We start from the raw sequence: 20,392 nt of genomic DNA, 5'->3' as shown, positions 1-20,392 counted from the left end.
CACCGCCGCCGCCCTCGGAACCACCGGCTCCCGAATCAGATGAGCGCCTTCTGTTTCCGGATTCGGCGACGCACATCGCGGATCATCGCGTTGGTGCCCGCGAACCTGATGAACTTCGGGATGAAGCGGTTGACGAAGCCGACGACCAGGAACAGGTGCTCGAAGCGGCGCTGGTCCGAATCGGTCCATTCGATCGCCAGCTGGTCGCGGAAATGGGGCGGGAGGAAGCCTGCGGTCAGGAACTGCAGGAGGCCGCCGAACGTCACGCGCACGGACCAGTGGATCATCCGCAAGTGGAGCAGATCGTCGATGTAGGCGCGGAATTCGTCGTCGCACACGACTTGTTCGCAGGCCCCGAGCCAGTACTCGTCGAATTCCGCGCGCGTCTTCGGCCACATGTCGGGGTGGACCTGGAGGGTGGTGCCGAAAGTGTCCGCGCCCTGGAAGAACGCCTCGAGTTCGTCGGGGGTCATCTTGCCGTGCAGCAGCTGATGGGTGTCCTCGAAACCGATGTAGATCGCGGCCGCCACATACATCTGCAGGTTCCGGTCGAAGGCGTTGTACTTCACTGTCGAGTCCGGCCCTGACCTGACCTGGCGGTGCGCGACATCGACCGCCTCCCGCATCGCCGATTTGTCCTCGTCGGTGCCGAGCACGGCGACCGCGAGGTAAGCGGAGGTGGTCCGCAGCCGCTTCCACGGATGCACCATCAGCGCACCGGATTCCACCTTGCTCTCCATCACCCCGGCCGCCACACCCTGGTGCGCGAATTGCATCGCCACGTTCGCGGCCGCACCGGCGAACATCCAGAAGTCCAAGGCGTCGGCGAGTTGGGCGGGGCGTTTGCGAGGGGATCGATAGGTGTCGGGAATGTGGAGGCGCACGCGGTCGAGAGTCAGCGCGTGATCGGGCGCCACAGAGTCCATGGTCATCGTGCTCACATCCGTTCGATCATCGTCGCGTTCGCCAATCCGCCTGCCTCGCACATCGTTTGCAGCCCGTAGCGACCACCGGTTTGTTCGAGGTGGTTGACCATCGTGGCGAGCAGTCGCGTGCCGGAAGCACCGAGCGGGTGACCCAGCGCGATCGCGCCGCCGCGCGGATTGACCCGGGCAGGGTCGGCGTGGAGTTCGTGTTGCCAGACGAGCGGGACCGGGGCGAAAGCCTCGTTCACCTCGAAGGTGTCGATGTCGTCGACCGTGAGCGAGACCCGCTCGAGCGCCTTGCGGGTCGCCGGGATGACAGCGGTGAGCATGAGTGTGGGATCGCCGCCGACGACGGCGAAGGAGTGGAAGCGGGCGCGTGGGGTGAGCCCCAGCTTCGCCGCGATCGCCTCGCTCATGATGAGTGCCGCCGACGCACCGTCGGTCAGCGGTGAGGAATTGCCCGCGGTCACCGACCAGTCGATCTCCGGAAACCTCTCCAGCACAACGGGATCGGTGAAGGCGGGACGCAGGCCGGCCAAGCCGTCGACGGTGGTAGCGGCGCGGATCGTCTCGTCGGCGGTGAGCTCACCGGACACCATCAACTCGGCGTCGAAACCGCCCGCGGCCGCGGTGGCTGCCGCGAGCCGGTGCGATCGCGCGGCGAACTCGTCCAATGCCGCGCGATCCAATTTCCAGCGGGCAGCGAGGATTTCCGCGGCGATCCCCTGCCCGATCAGCCCGGCCGGATAGCGGGCGGCAAGCGGACCGCGCAGCGAGTCCTTGCCCTGGGTGTTGGAGAACATCGGCGCACGGCTCATCGACTCGACCCCACAGGCGATCGCCACGTCATAGGCGCCTGCCAGCACGCCCTGGGCGGCGAAATGCACGGCCTGCTGACTCGACCCGCACTGCCGGTCGACTGTGGTGGCCGGGACCGATTCGGGGAATCCGGCAGCCAGCACAGCGGTCCTGCTGATGTTGTTGGCCTGCTCCCCACTCTGGGTGACGCATCCGCCGATCACATCGTCGACCAGCGCCGGATCGATCCCGGTGCGCTCGACCAGCTCCGCCAGCACGCCTGCCAGCAGCGTGGCCGGGTGCACGGATGACAGCCCACCGCCGGGCTTGCCCCGGCCCGACGGCGTACGAACCACATCAACGATGACCGCGGACATCACGAACCTCCTGCACAGTCGCCGACCGTCGGCGCCCTTCGGGGACTATGTTAATCACCATTCTCGCCTCATCGAGGAGAATTGCTAGTAACTTATCACTGGCATGCGGGGCAGCTGACCACTGATCACAGTCGCCTCATCGCTCATCTATGAAGAATTATCGGCAACATCATCGGATCAGACAAGAATTGTCGGCAACATCGTCGGACCGTCAACGACATCGGCCACCAGCCGTCGTCACCGACCGGTCCGTGAAGGAAGGAACACCGGTATCGCCATGTTGCGACGGCTGGACAGGTTTCTCAGTTACGAGATGAAAGTGTCGGAATACCTCGGCACGCTCATCATCATCGGCATCCCCTACGGTCTCGTCGGGGTCGTCTGGACTCTGACCCATACCGGTCACCTCCGCGACCTGCACGGCGTCGACCTGGTCATATCGTTGCTCGGGTCCATCGTCTGCTGGCCGGTGCTCACCTTCGCGAACGTGACGATGACCTGATGATGGCGCTGGTCTGGTTCATCGACATCGTGGTGATCGTCGTCAAGATCCTGGGCGGGCGGACACAGGTCAATCCCGTTCTCCGCGTGGGCATGTGGATCGCGCTGCTCTGCGTGCTCATTCTCGCTGTGGCCGCGGCCGGCGCGCTACTCGTCCTTCTCGAACATCGGCTGAGCGTATGACGCGACCCGCTACCGAACCGTCGGAGCTCGACAAGATCCTCGACAGTGCCACCGGGCTCTGGCGACGACACCCGCAACAGTCGATCGAGACGCTGGGCAGGCAGGTTCTGCTCGCCAAGGCCACGATCGCGCAGTTGTTCGTCTCCATCGCGCAACGGCGATTCCCGTTCCACGAGTTCATCAAGCAGTGCGCCTTCATGGCCAATGTCTCCGCGCTGCCGACCGTCTTCGTCGCGATCCCGGTCGCGGTGGTGGTGTCGATCCAGGTCGGCGCCCTGGTGAATCAGGTCGGTGCGACCACCTTCATCGGCGCGGTGGCCGGGCTCGGCATCATCCGCCAGGGCGCACCGCTGGTCACCTCGCTGATGATCGCGGGCGCGGTGGGTTCGGCCATCTGCGCCGACCTGGGTTCGCGCACCATCCGGGAGGAGATCGACGCGATGCGGGTGATGGGGGTGGATCCGGTGCGCCGGCTCGTCGCACCGCGACTGGCCGCCGCCGTGCTGGTCAGCATGCTGCTGTGTGGGTTCATCGTGTTCGTCGGCTTCGCGACCGCGTACCTGTTCAACGTCTACGCCCAGCACGGCACGCCGGGGTCGTTCATCGGCTCGTTCGCCTCGTTCGCGGTGGCCAACGACCTGATCGTCGCCCTGGTCAAGGCGGCCACCTTCGGCGTGCTCACCGCGATCATCGCCTGCGACATCGGATTACACACCGAAGGCGGGCCGGGCGGGGTCGCGAACTCGGTCAACTCAGCCGTGGTGTCCTCGGCGCTGATGCTGTTCGCCACCAACATCATCGTCACCCAGCTGTACAACACCTTCTTCCCGTCGAAGGTGGTCTGAGATGGCAGCCGAATACCTCCCGCCCGTGCTGCGGCCGGTCCGCGTGGCCGGTGCGGCGGCCAAGGTGCCTGTGCGGGTCAACCAGCGTGTCGGGCATCAGGCCATCGTGTTCTTCCAGGCGTTGTTCGCGATTCCGTTCGCGCTGCGGCACTACCGCAAGGACGTCGCGCGCCTGGTCGCCGATGTCGGGTGGGGCAACGGTTCGCTGATCGTGGGCGGCGGCACCGTCGGTGTCGTGGTGGTGCTGTGCGCGTTCGGCGGCATCACCGTCGGCGTGGAGTCCTATACCGCGCTCAACCTGCTGACGATGGGCCCACTCACCGGGGCCATCTCCGGTTTCGCCACGACCCGCGAAATCGCGCCGATCCTGGGCACGCTCGCCTTCGCCATCCAGTCCGGCTGCCGGTTCACCGCCCAGCTCGGCTCGATGCGGATCTCGGAGGAGATCGACGCGCTCGAATCCCTCGCGATCCGCCCGCTGCCCTACCTGGTCACCACCCGGATGATCGCGGCCACGCTGACCATCGTCCCCCTCTACACCCTCGGCCTCGCGGTCGCCTACGTGGCGACCAAGCTGTCGGTGCTGTTCCTCGGCGGTACCACCGCGGGCACCTACGACCACTACTTCTTCCAGTTCCTGCTGGGTGGCGACGTGTTCTTCTCGGTGCTCAAGGTCGTGATCTTCGTGCTGATCGCCACTTTCATCCAGTGCTACTACGGGTACACCGCCTCCGGCGGTCCCGAAGGTGTCGGAGTGGCGGCCGGACGTGCGATCAAGATGGTCATCGTCGTGATGGTGTTCACCAATCTCTTTCTCACCCTTGCTATCTGGGGCATCGACCCCGGATTCCGGATCTCGGGATAGGTCGCCTCGATGATGCTCGATCCCAGTGGCCGCGGACCCAAACCGCTCCAGCTCACCCTCGCGGGCCTGGCCGTGGCCCTCACTGTCGCCGTCGCGCTGTATCTGCTCGCGATGCGCTACAACGGCGAGTTCGAAGACACGGTGGTGGTCGGCGCCGAACTGACCAGCACCGGCGACGGCCTGCCCCAGCGCGCCGACGTCAAGTACCGGGGAATGATCGTTGGGGCGGTCTCGGCCGTCGACATGGTCGCCAAGGGCAGGCTCCAGCACGCCACCCTCGAGCTGAAACCCGGTATCGCCGAGACGATTCCGGACACCGTCACCGCGCGGGTGATCCCCGACAATATCTTCGGTGTCACCTCGATCCAGCTGGTCGACAACGGCGCGGCCGCCACCACGCTGCGGGCGGGCGCCACCATCGGCGAGGACACCAGCTCGGCGACCATTCAGTTGCAGACCACGCTGAACACCCTGCGCGATGTGCTCACCACCATCCAGCCGGAGAAACTCGGCCGGGTGCTGGCGACGCTGGCCGCCGCGCTCGACGGCAACGCGCGGGTCCCCGGCAGTACCATCGAGCGCCTCGATACCTGGCTCACCGAGGTGCACCGGATTCCCGAGATCGGTGGTCTACTGGGCAATCTCGGCCGTGCGTCGATGGCGCTGAGCCAGTCCGCGCCCGAACTGGTCGGGATGCTCGGCGATTCATTGACCGCCGCGAACACCCTCAACGAGCACCGCACCCAGCTGGTCGCGCTGCTCGCCGAAGGCAACTCCACCGTCGAAGCGGTGAACAGCCTGTTCGCCGCCAACCCGAATTCGGGCAAGGAGCTGGTGTCAGGGCTGGACACCGTGTTCGGCGCGATGGCCAAGGATCCCGGCGCCCTGCAGTCCGCCGCGGCCAATCTCAATGTCTCGCTGCACAAACTGCAGCAGGTGTTCCACTTCGGGCCGCGCAAGCAGATGGTGTGGAAAATGGACGTTTCGTTCACTCCGTTCCAGCAGTACACCGCGGCGGATTGTCCGCGCTACGGCGACATGTCCGGGCCGCGCTGCGGTGGGCCGACGGTGCCGGAAGTCGCACCGCCGCAGGAGTATCCGGCCCAGCAGATCCCGCGGCGCGTCGAGGCGGCCGGTCCGGCGCCGATCGTGGAGATTCCCGGCATCGTCGGCGGCCTACCCACCGCACCTACGATCCCCGGCCTGCCCGCGCTTCCGGGACTGCCGTCGATTCCCGGGCTACCCGCCATCCCCGGAATAACCGCACCGGCCGCCGCGCCGCTGCCGAATACCGGTGCGGCGACACCGATCTCACTGCGAGGACATGCCGCGGTGGCGGCGCTGGTCGGCGGGCGGCCCACGGTGACCCAGCTGCTGCTGCTCGGTTCGATCCTGGGCAATGTCCCCCTCGTCCCCGACACCGAAAGTGGCGCGCCATGACATCGACGAAAGCGCTCATCGGGTTCAGCTTGTTCGTCGCCCTCACTGTCACGCTCACCTATACCGTCTGGTCGACGCTGCAGCGCAGTGTGCCGGGCAGTACCCACAGCTACTCGGCACTGTTCACCGATGTGCTCGGGCTGCGCGTGGGTGATGACGTCCGGATGGCCGGGGTCCGGGTCGGCCGCATCGACAAGATCGATTTCACCGACGACTACACCGCCCGCGTCGACTTCCGGATCGAGGCGCGCCAGCATCTCACCGATACGACGAAAGCGCTTGTCCGCTACCAGAATCTGATCGGTCAGCGCTATATCGCCCTCGCCGCGGGCGAGGACGCCGGCGTGACCGTGCCGCCGGGGGCACAGATTCCACTCACCCGCACCGAGCCGTCCTTCGACGTGTCCTCGCTGCTGTCGGGCTTCGAGCCGCTGTTCAGTGTGCTGCAACCCGACCAGATCAATTCGCTGTCGGAAACGCTCATCCAGGCACTACAGGGCAACGAGGTCTCGCTGTCCGCGTTGATCACCCAGGCGGCAGAGCTGGCGAACACCTTCGGCCGGCGCGACGAGATCCTCGGCGACGTACTCGGCAACCTCAGCGCCGTGATGTCGGGTCTGGCCAACCGCAGCGGCGAACTGGAAACCCTGATCACCCAGACCCGCAGCCTGATGGACGGGCTCTACGCGCAAGGACAGACATTGAAGAGCTCCGTCGACCGGGTGGCAGGGGCCACCGACTCCCTTGTCACCCTCATCGGCCAGGTGAAACCGGGCATGAGCGAGGCGCAGCGCACCGCCACCGAGGGCGTGATGATGCTGCTCTACAACGGCGCCGCGCTCGACCGCGCCGCCGTGGAATTTCCCGACTTCCTCAACGGTCTCGCCCGATTCACCAGCTACGGCACCTACGGCAACGCCTATATCTGCCGACTCGACGTCTCGCTGTGGAACGTGGTGTTGCCGCCGGGCTTGTTCTCCCAGGTCGGCGGCGAATCGCAGTCGGGGGTGTGCCGATGATGGGCAAGCTCGGGTTCCCGCGCGACAACCGCACCCTGCGCCTCGGGCTGGCCGCGGTGCTCGCGGTGGCGGTGCTGCTCGGCGGCTCCAGCCTGCTGGCCCAGCTCCGCCTGGGCGACAAGACGATTCACGCCGAGTTCGCCCAGGCCGCCGGGTTACGGCCGGGTGCCACCGTCGATATCTCCGGGATCGAGGTCGGGGCGGTGCGCGCGGTCGAGCTCGTCGACGATCGGGTCGACGTGACCTTGGCCGTGCGCCGTGACCTGCGACTGGGTGCCGACGCCAAGGCGGCGATCAAGATGTCGACCATCCTCGGCAGGCTGCACATCGACCTGAAGCCGGGCAAGGGCACCCCGCTCAGCGGCGACCGGATCACCGTCGAGAACACCTCGGTGCCCTACAACCTGAGCAAGGTGATCCAGGACCCGCAGTACACGTCGTCGTTCGAACGGATCGAGCGCCTCGACCCGAGCAAGTTACGGACCGCGCTCGACCTGCTCGACCAGCAGATGGGCGAGTCCCCCGCGATGGCCGTGCAGGCACTGGACAGCATCGGCGCACTCGCCCAGGTGATCAACGCCCGCCGCGACGAAGTCGACCTGCTGCTCGAGAGCATGGACCAGGTTTCCCAACTCGTGTCCGACAACCGCAACAGCGTGCTCGTGTTGCTCACCCGCGGTGAGGCGATCGGGGCCGCGGTCCAGACCAGGCAGACGCTGCTCACCCAGCTCCTCGACAATGTCGCAGCGCTGTCGAAGCTGTTGCAGGACATGGGTATCGAGAACAACGGCGAGCTCGGGCCGCTGATCGCCAATCTCGACACCATGGCCGACGGCCTGACCGAGAACAAGGAGAACCTGGACCGGATCTACGAGATCGCCCCGGTCACCCTGCGCCAGTTCAACAACGTGGTCGGCAACGGACCTTATGGCGAGGTCTGGGCTCCGTGGGTCTTTCCGGACAACTGGCTGTGCTTCGCGCAGGCCGTACAGGGGTGCAACTGATGAGAAGCAGAATGAAACTGGCGGCGCTGTGCGTGGCCGCCGTTGTCGCCTCGGGCTGTTCGCTGCTGCCGAGCAGTATGTCGAGTCTCGGCGACCGGTATTTCGGCGAGAACAAGCGCATCAGCGCGGATTTCGAGAGTGTGGCCGGGCTCTATGTGGGCAACGAGGTGGCGGTGCTCGGCGTTCCGGTGGGGGTCGTCGAATCGGTGACGCCGCGTGGCAGCTACGTCGAGGTGGTGATGTCGGTCAAGGGCTACGTGCGGATCCCGGCTGACGCGATGGCCGCGCTGATCTCACCGCAGCTGATCACCAACCGGCATGTGGAGCTGGCGCCCGCCTACACCGGGTCCGGCCCCGAACTGGCCGACGGTGCGCATCTTCCGTTGGCGCGCACCAGAACTCCCGTCGAACTCGACCGCATCCTGGAGAACTTCGACCAGCTCGGCGCCGCGCTCAAAGGTGACAGCGAGGCGGGCCCGATGGCGAGTCGGGTGCTGTTCCCGCTGCTCGACGGCAACGGCGACCGGCTCCGCGAAACCCTCGACGCACTGTCGTCGGCCTTCGAGGTGACCTTCGCCAACTCCGACCAGATCGCGAACACGGTGGTGCGGCTCAACGAAATCACCCAGATCATCGCCGAAAACGACCAGACCGTCCGCGATTTCAGCGGCCGGATCACCGAACTGGTGGCCCTGCTCGGCGCGCAGGCGCCCGGTGTGCAGGCCGTGCTGGCCCAGCTCGACGACTTCGTCACCAACACCTCCTCGGTAGTCGGCCAGAACCAGGATCAGCTGGCGGGCGCGCTCACCAAGTTCGTCGCCATCGCCGCCCAGATGCGGGCCAACGCGCGCGGACTCACCGAGATCATCGACGTCGGACCGCTGTTCTTCGACAACATCGACAACGCGATGAGCCGGGAACGCCAAGCGCTGCGCCTGCACGGACTGCTCGACAAGGCGGTGCTCGACGGCGAGGCACTGTCGCTGTTCTGCGAACGCGTCCAGATGCGCCTCGACGGCTGCCGCACCGGCAAGATCGCCGACTTCGGCCCGGACTTCGGGCTCACCGCCGCACTGTTGGGAATCACGGAATGAACCTGCGCACAGCCGTTTCCGCCACTGCCTGCGCCGCGGTTGTCGTGTCGGCGAGCACCGCCTGCTCGCTCACGGTCCGGGAGCTGCCGATGCCCGAACCCGGTATCGGCGGCCCCGGTTACACCCTGCACGCCACTTTCCGCGACGCACTGAACCTGCCGGACCGCGCCCAGGTAAAGATCGGCGGCACCGATATCGGTGTGGTGACCGACATTTCGACCACCTCGTTCCTGGCCGACATCGAAATGCTGATCCGCGAGGACATCCAGCTGCCGCGCGGCACCACCGCCGAACTGCGTCAGGCCACCCCGCTCGGCGACATCTTCGTCGCGATGACCCTGCCTACCGACGCGGACGCGGGCGCCCCGCTGCGGGCAGGCGAGACGATCGGCATCGAGCACACCGGCTCCGCTGCCTCGGTGGAACAGCTGATGATGTCGATTTCGATGCTGATCAACGGTGGCGGCATCAACCAGGCCGCGCGGATCACCTCCGAACTCGATTCGATCTTCGCCGGGCACGCACCGCACCTGCGCCACCTGATCACCGAGATGACCGACGTCATCGGCGCGCTCAACCAGCGCACCGGCGACCTCGACGCCACCCTGCACGGCTTGCAGGTGCTCACCTCCGAGCTCGCGGGCCGCAAGGCCGAACTCGGCGCCGTCGCCGACAGCTTTCCGCAGCTGATCGGCCTGGTCGCGGAAAACAACCAGTCGATCGTCGACCTGATCGGCAAGGTAGCGGTCACCATGGACGCGCTCGGCGACTTCAGCACGAGCAATGGGCCGCAGTTCGTGAGCCTGTTCCAGAGCGTGCAGAACCTGATGTCGGGATTCACCCTGATGGGCGATGACCTCACCGGCACCCTCGAGGGTCTGCACACGCTCTATCCCTCGCTGATGGCCAGCCTGCAGGGCCCCACGCTGGCGGTCGCGGCGACGGTGTCCCATCTCGACATCGGCGCACTCACCGACCCGTCGGGCAGCCGCTGGCCCGAAGTGGGCGATGTGCCCGCGTTCCTCGGCAGTCTCGCCGAGGTTCTCGCGAAGGTGTTCGGTCGCGTGACCAGCATCCCGCAACCCGCACCGCAGGAGGGTCCGCGATGAATTCACCGCTGTGGCAGTGGCTGGTGCGCAGGCGGGTCGCCGTCGCCAACGCCGGGCTCGTGGTCGTTCTCGTCCTCGGCAGCCTGTATCTGGGCGGCGCGGTGCTGCGGATCGATCCGAGCCGTTCGCAGTATGTGGTCACCGTGGAGTTGGCGACCTCCGGCGGATTGACCACCGGCAGCGACGTCACTTTCCGTGGCTGGCGGGTCGGCCGGGTCGGCGCGGTCCGCGTGTCCGGTGACGGCGTCGCGGCGGTGGCCGAGATCGACGGGGGCACAAGGATTCCGGTGGGTGGCACGGTCGCCGTCAACCGGTTGTCCGCGGCGGGCGAGCAGTACCTGGACTTCCGTCCCGTCTCCGGGAGCGGGCCCTATCTGCGCGACGGTTCGGTCGTCGAGCGCGCGCAGACCTCGGTGCCGGTGCCGATGCAATCGGTACTGGCGAACATGAGCGGTCTGGTCGGCGGAATGAATCCCGACCGGCTCACGGTGATCGTCGACGAACTCGACAAGGCCCTCGCCGGGGGCCCGGATCGGTTGCGCAACATGATCTCCGGGATCAGCAGGGCAATGGCCGGGCTCACCGAGCTACTGCCACAGACGCAGCAGTTGCTTCGCAATCTCGAGGTCATCGCCCAGACGACCTCGCACGCGCAACCGGACCTGAGCACGCTCACCGCGTCGGGCACCGCCCTGTTCCGGCAGTTCACCGCCGCCGACACCGAGGTACGGCACCTATTGGAACAGGGCCCGGGTCAGTTGGCGACGCTGGGCGGATTCGTCTCGCGCACCCACGATCCGATCACCGATCTGGTGACGAACTTCGTCGCCATCACCACAGCCGCCAAGCTCCGGCAACCAGCGCTCGAGGCACTGTTCCCGTCGCTGAGCCGCTTCGCCGAAGCGCTCGGCGTCCCGGCACACGACGGTGGGTTCTTCACCCTCATCGACCCGTGGCCACGGCCGACGTGTGACTACGACACCGTTCCCGTGCTGCCGACCACCGAGACCACCGACACCAGGGTGCGCCTCTACAACTACTGCGTGACCTCCAATCCGGCTTTGCAGGTGCGTGGTTCGGCCAATGCGCCGCGCCCTGCCGGGCCCGACAACGGCGCGGGGCCACCGCCCGGCGTCACCGGCAACGAACTGTCCCAGCCCGCCGTCCCCGCACCACGTTGAGGAGTTCCATCATGACCAGTGACGAGAACGAACCGATCACCGATTCCGGCGCGACCACGGTGGACCCGACTACCGAGGCGACGCCGACCGCCGAACCACCGGCTACGGAATCAGCTGCGACCACCGACCGCCAGGAGTCGTGGTCGCGGGGACGCAGGGCCGCTGTCGTCGCGCGCGTCGGCGTTGCGGTGATCCTGTGCGCCTCGCTGGCGACCTCGGTCGTGTTCTTCGTGCAGAACCAGCACAACAAGGACCTCTTGCGAGCCCAGGAACAGGCACGCGCGGCCGCCTGCCAGTACGGACCGGTGCTGGCCGACTACGACAGCAAGAACCTCGACACGTACTTCGCGGCGGTGCTCGACGGCTCGACCGGTGAGTGGAAGAAGCAGTTCGAGTCGACCAGCACCGAGTTGCGTGAGGTACTCACCCAGGGCGAAGTCACCTCCGCGGTCACCGACACCCAGTGCGCGATCCGCACCGCCGACGCGAACTCCGCCGAGGCGATCGTGGTGATCCGCCAGACCATCACCAGCCTGGGAACCCAGCACAAACCCAAGCCCGGCCAGCTCTCGATGGTGCTGAGCCTGCGCGCCGACGACGGCCGGTGGCTCGTCGAGAAGGTGAATTCGCCGACGCCGACGGCGCCTGCCCAGTGAGCGAATCCGGTGAGCTGGCCCGCGGTTATCGAGCGATAACATGACAGACGAGATGGGCAGGACGACGAACGAACACGCGGCACAATCGACAGCGGACGCGCCACCACGGGTGGTCAAGCGCAGGCCGAAGAACCGGCGTGCGCAGATCGCGGCGGAATCGGCTGCCGCGTTCGGCGCGCACGGATATCACGGCGTCAGCATGGACGACATCGCCCGCAGGCTCGAGATCAGTTCCACCGCCCTCTACCGCCATTTTCCGAGCAAGTACGCGCTGTTCCGGGAGGAACTGCTGCGATTGTCCGGGCTGGCGCGCAGCGCCGTAGAACTGCCCGACGAAGCTGCCGGCTGGTCGCCGCGCCAGCGCCTCGATCATGTTCTGGACGCGATCATCGCGCTGACCATCACCAACCGCCCGACCGTCGCGCTGGCCCGGTGGGAGCGCCGCTACCTCGAGCCCGCCGACTTCACCGAATTCACCGAGCAGTTCACCACCGCGATCGCCGCGGTGCGTGGCCTCATTCATGACGTGCGTCCCGAACTCGACGGCTACGACCGCGTGGTCCGCGCCGTATCGCTGTACGCGGTGATCAGCAGCATCGGCGACCACCACGCGACCGTCTCGGCGAAAGCGCTTGCCCCGCTGCTCAAAGCGACCGCGTGGGCATTGATCGACGCCGATCTGCCGGGTGAGCGTAGTGCCGCGCTGGTTCGGCGGGCCGCCGAGCGGCCGGAGCCGTTCAAACATGAGCTCTTGCTGCGCAAGGCGGTGGAGCTGTTCCACGAGCGTGGCTATCCGAACGTCAGCATGGAAGACATCGCCGTCGCGGCGGACCTGTCGGCCGCCTCGGCCGTGTATCGCTACTACCGCAGCAAGAGCGACCTGCTCGCCGCGGCGTTCCGGCGCGCGGCCGACCGGGTGTCCGGGGCGATCACCCCCGCGGTGACCGCCGCCGACACCCCCGCCGAGGCGCTGGGGACACTGATCGACCTCTATGTCACCGGGTCCTTCGACGAACGGGCGCTGACCTTCGTCTACTACGCCGAATTCACCCACGTGGACCCGGCCGATCAGGTGACCCTGCGCCACCTGCAGCAGCTGATCATCACCGAATGGGCCAAACTCGTGGCGCAGGCCAGGCCGGAGCTGTCGATCAGCGAGGCCAGAATCCTCGTGCACGCCGCGTTCAGCCTGGTGGTCGACCTCGGCCGAACCTTCGGCGATGACGGAATCTGCCCGCAGGACACCGTGATCCGCCTGCTGCAGACCATCACCCTCGGTCAGCCGCTGCCCTGCTGACGCACACACCCTCCATGCCGGATCGGCGCGCGCGGCGCGGTCATTATCCCCGATGTCGTGGCACCGCAATGTAGCCGGACTACGCTGGCCGCCATTGCCGCCCATCGATGAATTGAGGGGATCAAGCATGACCAGCAGCGAATTCGCGTACACCGGGTGCGACAACCTGGAGGCGATGACCGAAGCGGTCAATTACAACAGGTTTCTGATCGACTGTGTGGATAAATATGTCGCGTCGCCGGATCTGCGCATACTCGACTTCGGTGCTGGTCGGGGCACCTATGCCGACATGCTGGCCGAGCGGCGGATCATCCCGGATTGTCTCGAACCCGACGCCGAGCTGCAGAAATTGCTGCTGTCGAAGGGCTACAAAGTCGTCGATTGCGAGGCCGAACCCACCGAATCCGAAATGTACAGTCTCATATATTCTTTCAACGTTTTCGAGCACATCAAGAACGACCAGGAAGCGTCGGAACACCTCACCTCACTGTTGCGGCCGGGCGGGACGCTGGTGATCTACGTGCCCGCGCTCGAGATGCTGTTCACGTCGATGGACACGAAGGTCGGGCACTACCGGCGCTACCGCCGGACCCAGCTCGAGCGCATTCTGCGCAATGCCGGCCTGGAGATCGTGGAGTCGCGCTACTGCGACCCGATCGGCTTCTTCGCCACCTTGGCCTACAAGATCATCGGCAGCGACGACGGCACGATCAACACGCGAGCACTGAAGTTCTACGATCGAGTGCTGTTCCCGCTCAGCAAGATAGTGCAGGTCAGCACGGGCAAACTCTTCGGTAAGAACATCCTCGTCGTCGCCACGAAGCCCTGACCGCCGGGCCGGGGAGGCCGCGCGAAAAAATTAGTCGGTTCGACGGCCATCCAAGGCGGTGTGCCAGCCGAACTCCGTTGCGTCCAAACCAGTGCGGCTCCCGCCGCCTCGACGGAAGTGACGAAAAAGACCATGCGATCGATGCGCAGCGCCCTCATGACGGCAGTACTCCTCAGCTCGGTGCTCGGCGCCTCTGCCTGTTCCGACGACGACTCGAGTACCACCGCACCCACCTCCTCCGCGCCGATGACCTCGGCGCCAACCACCTCCGGCGCTGCCGCCGCTTCGGGCCTGGTCGGTCCTGGGTGCGCGGAATACGCCGCCCAGGTTCCCAGCGGTCCCGGCTCGGTCAGCGGAATGGCCAAGGACCCGGTGGCCACCGCCGCGTCCAACAACCCGATGCTCACCACCCTCGTGGCGGCGGTCTCGGGCAAGCTCAACCCCCAGGTCAACCTGGTCGACACCCTCAACGGCGGCCAGTTCACCGTCTTCGCGCCCGTCGACTCCGCCTTCGCGAAGATCGATCCGGCCACCATCGAGTCGCTGAAGACCGACTCGGCCACGCTCACCAAGATCCTCACCTACCACGTGGTTCCCGGCCAGATCGCCCCGCAGTCCATCGCGGGCACGCACAAGACAGTCGAGGGCGCTGATGTCACGGTGAGCGGTTCGGGCAACGCCATCAAGGTCGGCGACGCGAACGTGATCTGTGGCGGCGTTGGCACGGCCAACGCCACCGTGTACATGATCGACAGCGTGCTCATGCCGCCTGCAGCCTGATGCCGGCGATGATGGCGCCGCTGACGCTCGTACCATCGGACGAGAAATATCTCGGCGGCGCCCATCCGAACGTGTGGGCTGGCCGAAGTCCCTCTTATGCCGATGCGAGCAGGAACCACACGATGACGAACCGGCCGGGCTCCTCACCCATCCGACTGCGAGCGGTCGCCGATCCGGCGACCGCTTGCCCGGCGGGTGCCAAGCCCGACCACGCCGCCCAAGCCCGGCTGGTAACACTGCTCGGCGACGTCGCGGCCGGTGATCGTGCGGCGTTCGCCGAGTTCTACCGTGCCACCAGCTCCCGGGTGTTCGGTCTCGCGCTACGGGTGGTGCGCAACCACGGCGCCGCCGAGGACATCGCCCAGGAGGTGTACCTGCAGGTCTGGTCGCTGGCCCCGGACTACGACGCAACCAAGGCCAGTCCGATCGGCTGGCTGCTGATGCTGACGCATCGGCGCGCGGTCGACCGGGTGCGAGCCGAGCAATCGGCCACCAGCCGCGACCTCGTCTTCGGCCATGCCAACCTCGGCTGCGACCACGACATCGTGTCCGAGGAGGTCATCCAGCGGCTCGACGAACAGTCGGTCCTGGATTGCCTGGAGACCATGACCGAACTGCAACGCGAGGCGGTGGCCCTCGCTTACTACAGCGGTCGCACCTATGTCGAGGTCTCCGAGGCCTTGGCGGTGCCGTTGCCGACGGTGAAGAGCCGGATCAGAGACGGCTTGAAGAGACTCGAAAATTGTTTGACCGGAGGGAATTTCCGATGAGGGAGACAGATCGGCGGACCCCTTGGTCATGGATGGATGAGGCTTACCCGTACGCACTGGACGCGATGGCCCCACAGCAGCGGCATGCTCTCGACGAATGGCTCCTGGCTGCCGGACCTGACCGCGCGGAGGAGTTTCACGCCGCCGTGCGCCGGATTCAGGAGACGATCGCGGCGCTGACCGTGTTCGACTCGGTGCCACCGCCAGCGCGACTGGAATCCGCGCTGATGCTGGCCTTGGACCAACACGATTCGCGCAGGCATCCACTCACGCGTCGTGGCGCTCTCGGCCGGAGCTGGCAGGTGCGGTGGTTGACCGTCGCGGCGGCGGCCATCGTGGCTGTCGGCGCCGGGGTCGGCATCGCGGCGGTGATCGAACGCGCGGATGAGGGGTCGAAAGCGGTCACCGCACAACAGGTGCTCGACCGGCCTGACAGCCGCGAGTCCTCGGTCGCCGTCCCCGGCGGCGGGACCATGACGGTCTCTCAGTCGAAAGAGCTCGGCGCCGCCGCGGTGTTGTTCCGTGATCTGCCCGCGCTGCCTACCGACCGCACCTACCAGCTATGGCTGGTGCCACCGGCGGGCTCACCGAAGTCCTTGGCGGTGATGGATAGTCCAGCCTCGATCGTCACCGCAGTCGATTCCGCCGACACCCTCGCGATGACCGTCGAACCCGCCGGTGGCTCGCCAGCGCCTACCCCACCGGTAATCGTCAGCATGACTGTCGGCTGACCCGCCCCGGCGGGTCGTGCCGGCACTCGATACTTCAGGAGTGACAGCATGATTCGCCGCATCGGGTTCTCGCATCGGCCGATGAGCCGCACGGCGGCGGCCGCCGCAACTACGGCCGCCGCCGCCGTCGTCCTCGGGGTGGGCCACCTCGTGGCCGTCTTCCTCGATCCGACTTCCTCGCCGTTCTTCGTGCTCGGCGCGACGGTGGTCGACCTGACGCCGAAGTGGCTGAAGGACAATGCCATTCGCTGGTTCGGCACGAACGACAAACTGGCACTGGCTATCACGATGAGTGTGGTCATGGTGGCAGCGGCCGCGCTGATCGGCCAGGTGGCCCGCCGTAAGCTCGCGCTGGGAGCTTGCTGCCTGGGCGGTCTCGGCCTGGCAGTGGCGGTTCTCGCGCTGTCGAGGCCGACCGCTACGCAGCTATTCGCCATCCCCGCCGTCATCGGTACGTGTGCGGGAATCGCGGCGTTGTGCGCACTCTTCCTCGTTCCGGCCGGTGCCGGTCGGCAGGCTGGGCCCACCCGCCGCGGGTTCCTGCTGGCGCTGGGAGTGGTGGTTGCCGGTGCCGCCGCGGCGGGCACCGCGGGGCGGATCATCGGTGCGCGACTGCGCGATATCGGTGCCGACCGAGCGGCTTTCGTGCTTCCACGCGTGGCCGATCCCATCGCGCCGGTCGCGCCCGAGATGGATCTCGCGGTTCCCGGTTTGACCCGATTCATCACTCCGGCAGCGGATTTCTATCGCATCGACACCGCGTTGCAGCTTCCGTCGCTGACCCGCGACCGGTGGCGTCTGCGTATCCACGGGATGGTGGACCGCGAAATCCGGCTCGACTTCGACGAATTGAGCGCCCGGCAGGCCGTCGAATCACTCATCACGCTCACCTGCGTCTCGAACGAAGTCGGCGGCGGCCTCGCCGGAACCGCGACCTGGACGGGCTACCGCCTCGGTGATCTACTGAGGGAAGCCGGCCCGGCTCACGATGCCGACATGCTCCTGTCGCGCAGTATCGACGGATTCACCGCGAGCACCCCGTTGGCCGCCATCCTCGACAATCCTGACGCGCTGCTCGCTGTCGCGATGAACGGTGCCGCCCTCCCTGTGGCCAATGGCTACCCGGCACGGATGATCGTGCCCGGCCTCTACGGCTACGTCTCGGCCACCAAATGGGTGGTCGACCTCGAACTCACCCGGTTCGACCGCGCCGCCGCGTATTGGACCGAACGCGGCTGGGCCGACCGTGCGCCCATCAAGACCGCGTCGCGGATCGATGTCCCCGCCGCGTTCGCGAAACTGCCCGCCGGACCGGTCACCGTCGCCGGTGTCGCCTGGGCACAGGGCCGTGGTATCACCGCCGTGGAAGTCCAGGTCGATGACGGCCCCTGGCAGCAGGCCACGCTCGCCGCCGCGTACTCCATCGACACCTGGCGCCAATGGACCTGGGTGTGGGACGCCTCCCCCGGCACGCACGCGCTGCGAGTGCGCGCCGTCGACGCCACCGGCACAGTGCAGACCGACTTGCGGACCACACCGTTCCCCGATGGTGCCACCGGATGGCATTCCCGCGTGGTGACGGTGCGCTGACCCGAGGCACAGCACAGACACGAAGTCCCGATGACCGCGGATCTGGTCATCGGGACTCGTTGTTGCTTGCCTAGCGGCGCAGTGGACTCAGTTCGTGCGGCTGCCGACCGACTGCGCCAGGAACGGCCACGAGGTTTTCAGGTCGTCCTCCCAGTAACCCCACGAGTGGGTGCCTACGGGTCGTTCGTCCAGCGTGACCGGGATGTTCAGCTCGCGCAGGCGGTTGGCGAGGTTCATCGTGCAGAAGTGCACCGCCGCTTCGATGGGGCCGCCGAGGGCGATCTGGACCGGGAGCGGGATCCTGCCCTCCTGGACGCGTTTGTCGGCGGGCGTGTCGTGGGGTGCGGCGGGCAGGCCGGAGCCGGTGCTCAGGTAGACCTCGGTGCCGCGCAACTTTTCCGCGTTGATGAGCGGATCGTTGGCTCGCCACAGCGGGCCGTTGCGCGGCCCCCACATGTTCTCGATGCTCTGCCCACCACCCCAGTTCTCGACCGTGATCCGAACGAATTCCTGGCCGATGGGGTCCGAAGTCTGCGCGCAACCGCTGTAGGAGGCCACGCTGTTCCAGAAGCCCGGCTTGGCGATCGCCAGGTTCAGCACCGAGGTGCCACTCATCGACACACCGACTATGGTGCGATTGCCATCGGCCCGGAGGAATCCCTCGATCACCGACGGCAACTCCTCGTTGAGGAACGTCTGCCATTTGTTGCGGCCGAGCGCGGCGTCGTCGCGCACCCAGTCGGTGTAGTAGGAGCTGGCACCCCCGACCGGGGTCACGACATTGACGTCCTTGCCGCTGAGGAACTCCACGGCATCGGTCTGCGCGTCCCATCCGCTCTCGTTCGGGCCGCCTTGGGAACCGTTGAGCAGATACATCGTCGGCCGCGGGTTCGCGGTGTCGGCGGCCCGGATGACCTGCAGCGGGATTGGTTTGTTCATCGCCGGGGAGAAGACGGTCACCAGCTGGCGCCTGCCGTCGATGTCGTCTGCCGAGACCACACGCGCGGTCTCGGGCTCGGCGGCCGCGACACCGGCGGGCAGCGCCAGCCCGGTGAAGGCCAACGCGCCCACCAGCGCGCTGTGCGCCGTCGCCGTACGGATCGATCGCCGTGTTCTTCTCACAATGGGAACCTCTCATCTACCGGTAGCACTGTGTGGAGGCAGTGCGGGTCACCCCACGGCCGTGCGTGAGGCATGAAGAGAAGTTCGGCCTGCCCCTTCCCGCGGTTTGGTCAACCGCTGTCAGAGTCCGAGGGTCCGGCCGATGATGTCGCGCTGGATTTCGCTGGTGCCGCCGAAGATGGTGGAGACCAGGGCCCCACGGACGTGCTTTTCCATGTCGAATTCGCGAGCGTAGCCGTAGCCGCCCATCATCTGCATGCCTTCCAGTGCCACCCGCTTGCTGGTTTCGGTGGCCTTGAGCTTGGCCATCGACGCCTCCCTGGCCAGCATCTTGTTCGGGTTGGCATCGGCCTCGCGCGCCACGCTGTAGATCAGCAGCTTGGTGCATTCGATCTCGGTGGCGAGGTCGGCCAGCCGGTGACGCAGGGACTGGAAGGTGCCGACCGGGCGACCGAATTGCTGACGCTGAGTGACGAATTGAAGGGTGTCCTCGAAAGCGCGTTCGGCGGCGCCCAAGCTCATCGCGGCGAGGATGAGTCGTTCGACGTTGAGGCCGGTCATCAATTGACGCCAGCCGTTTCCCTCCTCGCCGACCACCGCGTCTTCGGGGAGCAGACAGTCGGTGAAGTAGAGGTCGTTGGTCTCCTTCTGGTTACCCATCAGCTCGATCGGGGTGATCTGCAGACCAGGGGTGCCCGCGGGTACGTGGAACATGGTGAGCCCCTCGTGTTTTCCGCCGTCTTTCGAGGTGCGGGCAACGAGCAGGATGTTCTCGGAGATGTGGGCGTTGGAACACCAGGTCTTCTGGCCGTTGATCAGCCAGCCGTCGGCGGTCTTCACCGCTTTGGTCGACAGGTTGCCCACATCCGAGCCCGCCTCGGGTTCCGACATCGAAATCGACTGGGACGCACCGCGAACAATGCCGCGCAGCACCGTGTCCTTCTGCGCTTCGGTGCCGAATTCGGCGTAGGCGCCACCGGTGATGAGGGTCGGCCCGATCGCCCCGATCGGGAGCATGCCGCGCAGTGACTCCTCCAGGAGAATGCACATGTCGACCATCGTGGCCGCCGAACCGCCGTATTCCTCCGGCACCGTCAGGCCGAGCCAGCCGAGCTCGGCCATTTTCGCGTAGACATCCGGATTGTGCTGTTCGGTGTCGTTGGCGGTGAGCGCGTCGCGCTGTTCGCGGGTGCCCGCTTCGCGCTTGGCGAACGCGGCGACAGCCGCGGCGAAATCCTTGTGTTCGGAGCTGAATTCGACGCCCATACTGTTCTT

At 66.5% G+C, this 20,392-nt stretch carries 21 protein-coding genes; 17 read left to right on the top strand and 4 right to left on the bottom strand.

What is annotated here, in order from left to right:
• Positions 1-35 precede the first annotated feature (35 nt).
• Both ACTWPB_RS19720 and ACTWPB_RS19715 read right to left on the bottom strand, forming a co-directional pair.
• The gene (locus ACTWPB_RS19720) at positions 36-932 is read right to left on the bottom strand and encodes an oxygenase MpaB family protein (RefSeq protein WP_446222064.1); all 897 of its coding nucleotides are present in this window, start codon (positions 930-932) and stop codon (positions 36-38) included.
• 5 nt (positions 933-937) lie between these two features.
• Entirely contained in the window at positions 938-2,104 is a 1,167-nt protein-coding gene (locus ACTWPB_RS19715; protein ID WP_446222063.1) for a thiolase family protein, read from the bottom strand.
• Positions 2,105-2,378: 274 nt separating this feature from the next.
• On the opposite strand from ACTWPB_RS19715, the gene ACTWPB_RS19710 reads away from it, so the two are divergent.
• The 17 genes from ACTWPB_RS19710 to ACTWPB_RS19630 all read left to right on the top strand — a co-directional run bounded on the left by ACTWPB_RS19710 (position 2,379) and on the right by ACTWPB_RS19630 (position 17,995).
• Positions 2,379-2,603, top strand: a complete 225-nt coding sequence (locus ACTWPB_RS19710; RefSeq protein ID WP_446222062.1) for a hypothetical protein — start codon at positions 2,379-2,381, stop codon at positions 2,601-2,603.
• On the top strand, positions 2,603-2,785 hold the full coding sequence (locus ACTWPB_RS19705; RefSeq protein ID WP_446222061.1) for a hypothetical protein: 183 nt from the start codon (positions 2,603-2,605) through the stop codon (positions 2,783-2,785). The genes ACTWPB_RS19710 and ACTWPB_RS19705 overlap by 1 nt, the downstream gene beginning before the upstream one ends.
• Positions 2,782-3,630 carry an MlaE family ABC transporter permease gene (locus ACTWPB_RS19700; protein ID WP_446222060.1) on the top strand — a complete coding sequence of 283 codons (849 nt, stop codon included), beginning with the start codon at positions 2,782-2,784 and terminating at the stop codon, positions 3,628-3,630. The genes ACTWPB_RS19705 and ACTWPB_RS19700 overlap by 4 nt, the downstream gene beginning before the upstream one ends.
• A gap of 1 nt (position 3,631) precedes the next feature.
• Positions 3,632-4,495, top strand: coding sequence for an ABC transporter permease (locus tag ACTWPB_RS19695; protein WP_446222059.1), 864 nt, complete (start codon positions 3,632-3,634; stop codon positions 4,493-4,495).
• A gap of 9 nt (positions 4,496-4,504) precedes the next feature.
• Positions 4,505-5,935, top strand: a complete 1,431-nt coding sequence (locus ACTWPB_RS19690) for an MCE family protein (protein WP_446222058.1) — start codon at positions 4,505-4,507, stop codon at positions 5,933-5,935.
• Positions 5,932-6,954 carry an MlaD family protein gene (locus ACTWPB_RS19685; protein ID WP_446222057.1) on the top strand — a complete coding sequence of 341 codons (1,023 nt, stop codon included), beginning with the start codon at positions 5,932-5,934 and terminating at the stop codon, positions 6,952-6,954. The genes ACTWPB_RS19690 and ACTWPB_RS19685 overlap by 4 nt, the downstream gene beginning before the upstream one ends.
• Positions 6,951-7,958 (top strand): MCE family protein, encoded by a 1,008-nt coding sequence (locus ACTWPB_RS19680; protein WP_446222056.1) that lies wholly within the window; start codon positions 6,951-6,953, stop codon positions 7,956-7,958. The genes ACTWPB_RS19685 and ACTWPB_RS19680 overlap by 4 nt, the downstream gene beginning before the upstream one ends.
• Entirely contained in the window at positions 7,958-9,052 is a 1,095-nt protein-coding gene (locus ACTWPB_RS19675) for an MCE family protein (RefSeq protein ID WP_446222055.1), read from the top strand. The genes ACTWPB_RS19680 and ACTWPB_RS19675 overlap by 1 nt, the downstream gene beginning before the upstream one ends.
• The gene (locus tag ACTWPB_RS19670; RefSeq protein WP_446222054.1) at positions 9,049-10,161 is read left to right on the top strand and encodes an MCE family protein; all 1,113 of its coding nucleotides are present in this window, start codon (positions 9,049-9,051) and stop codon (positions 10,159-10,161) included. The genes ACTWPB_RS19675 and ACTWPB_RS19670 overlap by 4 nt, the downstream gene beginning before the upstream one ends.
• Positions 10,158-11,342: an MCE family protein gene (locus tag ACTWPB_RS19665; protein ID WP_446222053.1), complete on the top strand. Its 1,185-nt coding sequence runs from the start codon at positions 10,158-10,160 to the stop codon at positions 11,340-11,342. The genes ACTWPB_RS19670 and ACTWPB_RS19665 overlap by 4 nt, the downstream gene beginning before the upstream one ends.
• Positions 11,343-11,353: 11 nt before the next feature.
• Positions 11,354-11,998 (top strand): hypothetical protein, encoded by a 645-nt coding sequence (locus ACTWPB_RS19660; protein ID WP_446222052.1) that lies wholly within the window; start codon positions 11,354-11,356, stop codon positions 11,996-11,998.
• Positions 11,999-12,038: 40 nt separating this feature from the next.
• Entirely contained in the window at positions 12,039-13,295 is a 1,257-nt protein-coding gene (locus ACTWPB_RS19655; protein WP_446222051.1) for a TetR/AcrR family transcriptional regulator, read from the top strand.
• A gap of 127 nt (positions 13,296-13,422) precedes the next feature.
• Positions 13,423-14,124: a class I SAM-dependent methyltransferase gene (locus ACTWPB_RS19650; protein WP_446222050.1), complete on the top strand. Its 702-nt coding sequence runs from the start codon at positions 13,423-13,425 to the stop codon at positions 14,122-14,124.
• 132 nt (positions 14,125-14,256) lie between these two features.
• The gene (locus ACTWPB_RS19645; RefSeq protein ID WP_446226420.1) at positions 14,257-14,904 is read left to right on the top strand and encodes a fasciclin domain-containing protein; all 648 of its coding nucleotides are present in this window, start codon (positions 14,257-14,259) and stop codon (positions 14,902-14,904) included.
• A gap of 122 nt (positions 14,905-15,026) precedes the next feature.
• Complete coding sequence (sigK, locus tag ACTWPB_RS19640; protein WP_446222049.1) at positions 15,027-15,674, top strand: ECF RNA polymerase sigma factor SigK; 648 nt, start codon at positions 15,027-15,029, stop codon at positions 15,672-15,674.
• Between the two features lie 32 nt (positions 15,675-15,706).
• Positions 15,707-16,405, top strand: a complete 699-nt coding sequence (locus tag ACTWPB_RS19635; RefSeq protein WP_446222048.1) for an anti-sigma factor — start codon at positions 15,707-15,709, stop codon at positions 16,403-16,405.
• Positions 16,406-16,453: 48 nt separating this feature from the next.
• On the top strand, positions 16,454-17,995 hold the full coding sequence (locus tag ACTWPB_RS19630; protein WP_446222047.1) for a molybdopterin-dependent oxidoreductase: 1,542 nt from the start codon (positions 16,454-16,456) through the stop codon (positions 17,993-17,995).
• Between the two features lie 87 nt (positions 17,996-18,082).
• Here ACTWPB_RS19630 and ACTWPB_RS19625 read toward each other — a convergent pair whose 3' ends face one another.
• Both ACTWPB_RS19625 and ACTWPB_RS19620 read right to left on the bottom strand, forming a co-directional pair.
• A complete protein-coding gene (locus tag ACTWPB_RS19625; protein ID WP_446226419.1) occupies positions 18,083-19,120 on the bottom strand; it encodes an alpha/beta hydrolase in 1,038 nt (345 codons plus the stop codon).
• A gap of 117 nt (positions 19,121-19,237) precedes the next feature.
• Positions 19,238-20,383: an acyl-CoA dehydrogenase family protein gene (locus ACTWPB_RS19620; protein ID WP_446222046.1), complete on the bottom strand. Its 1,146-nt coding sequence runs from the start codon at positions 20,381-20,383 to the stop codon at positions 19,238-19,240.
• Positions 20,384-20,392 lie beyond the last annotated feature (9 nt).

The organism is Nocardia sp. IBHARD005, assembly GCF_052814245.1.
Note: the sequence above shows the minus strand (reverse complement) of the source record. Positions and strands in the feature narration are given on the sequence as shown.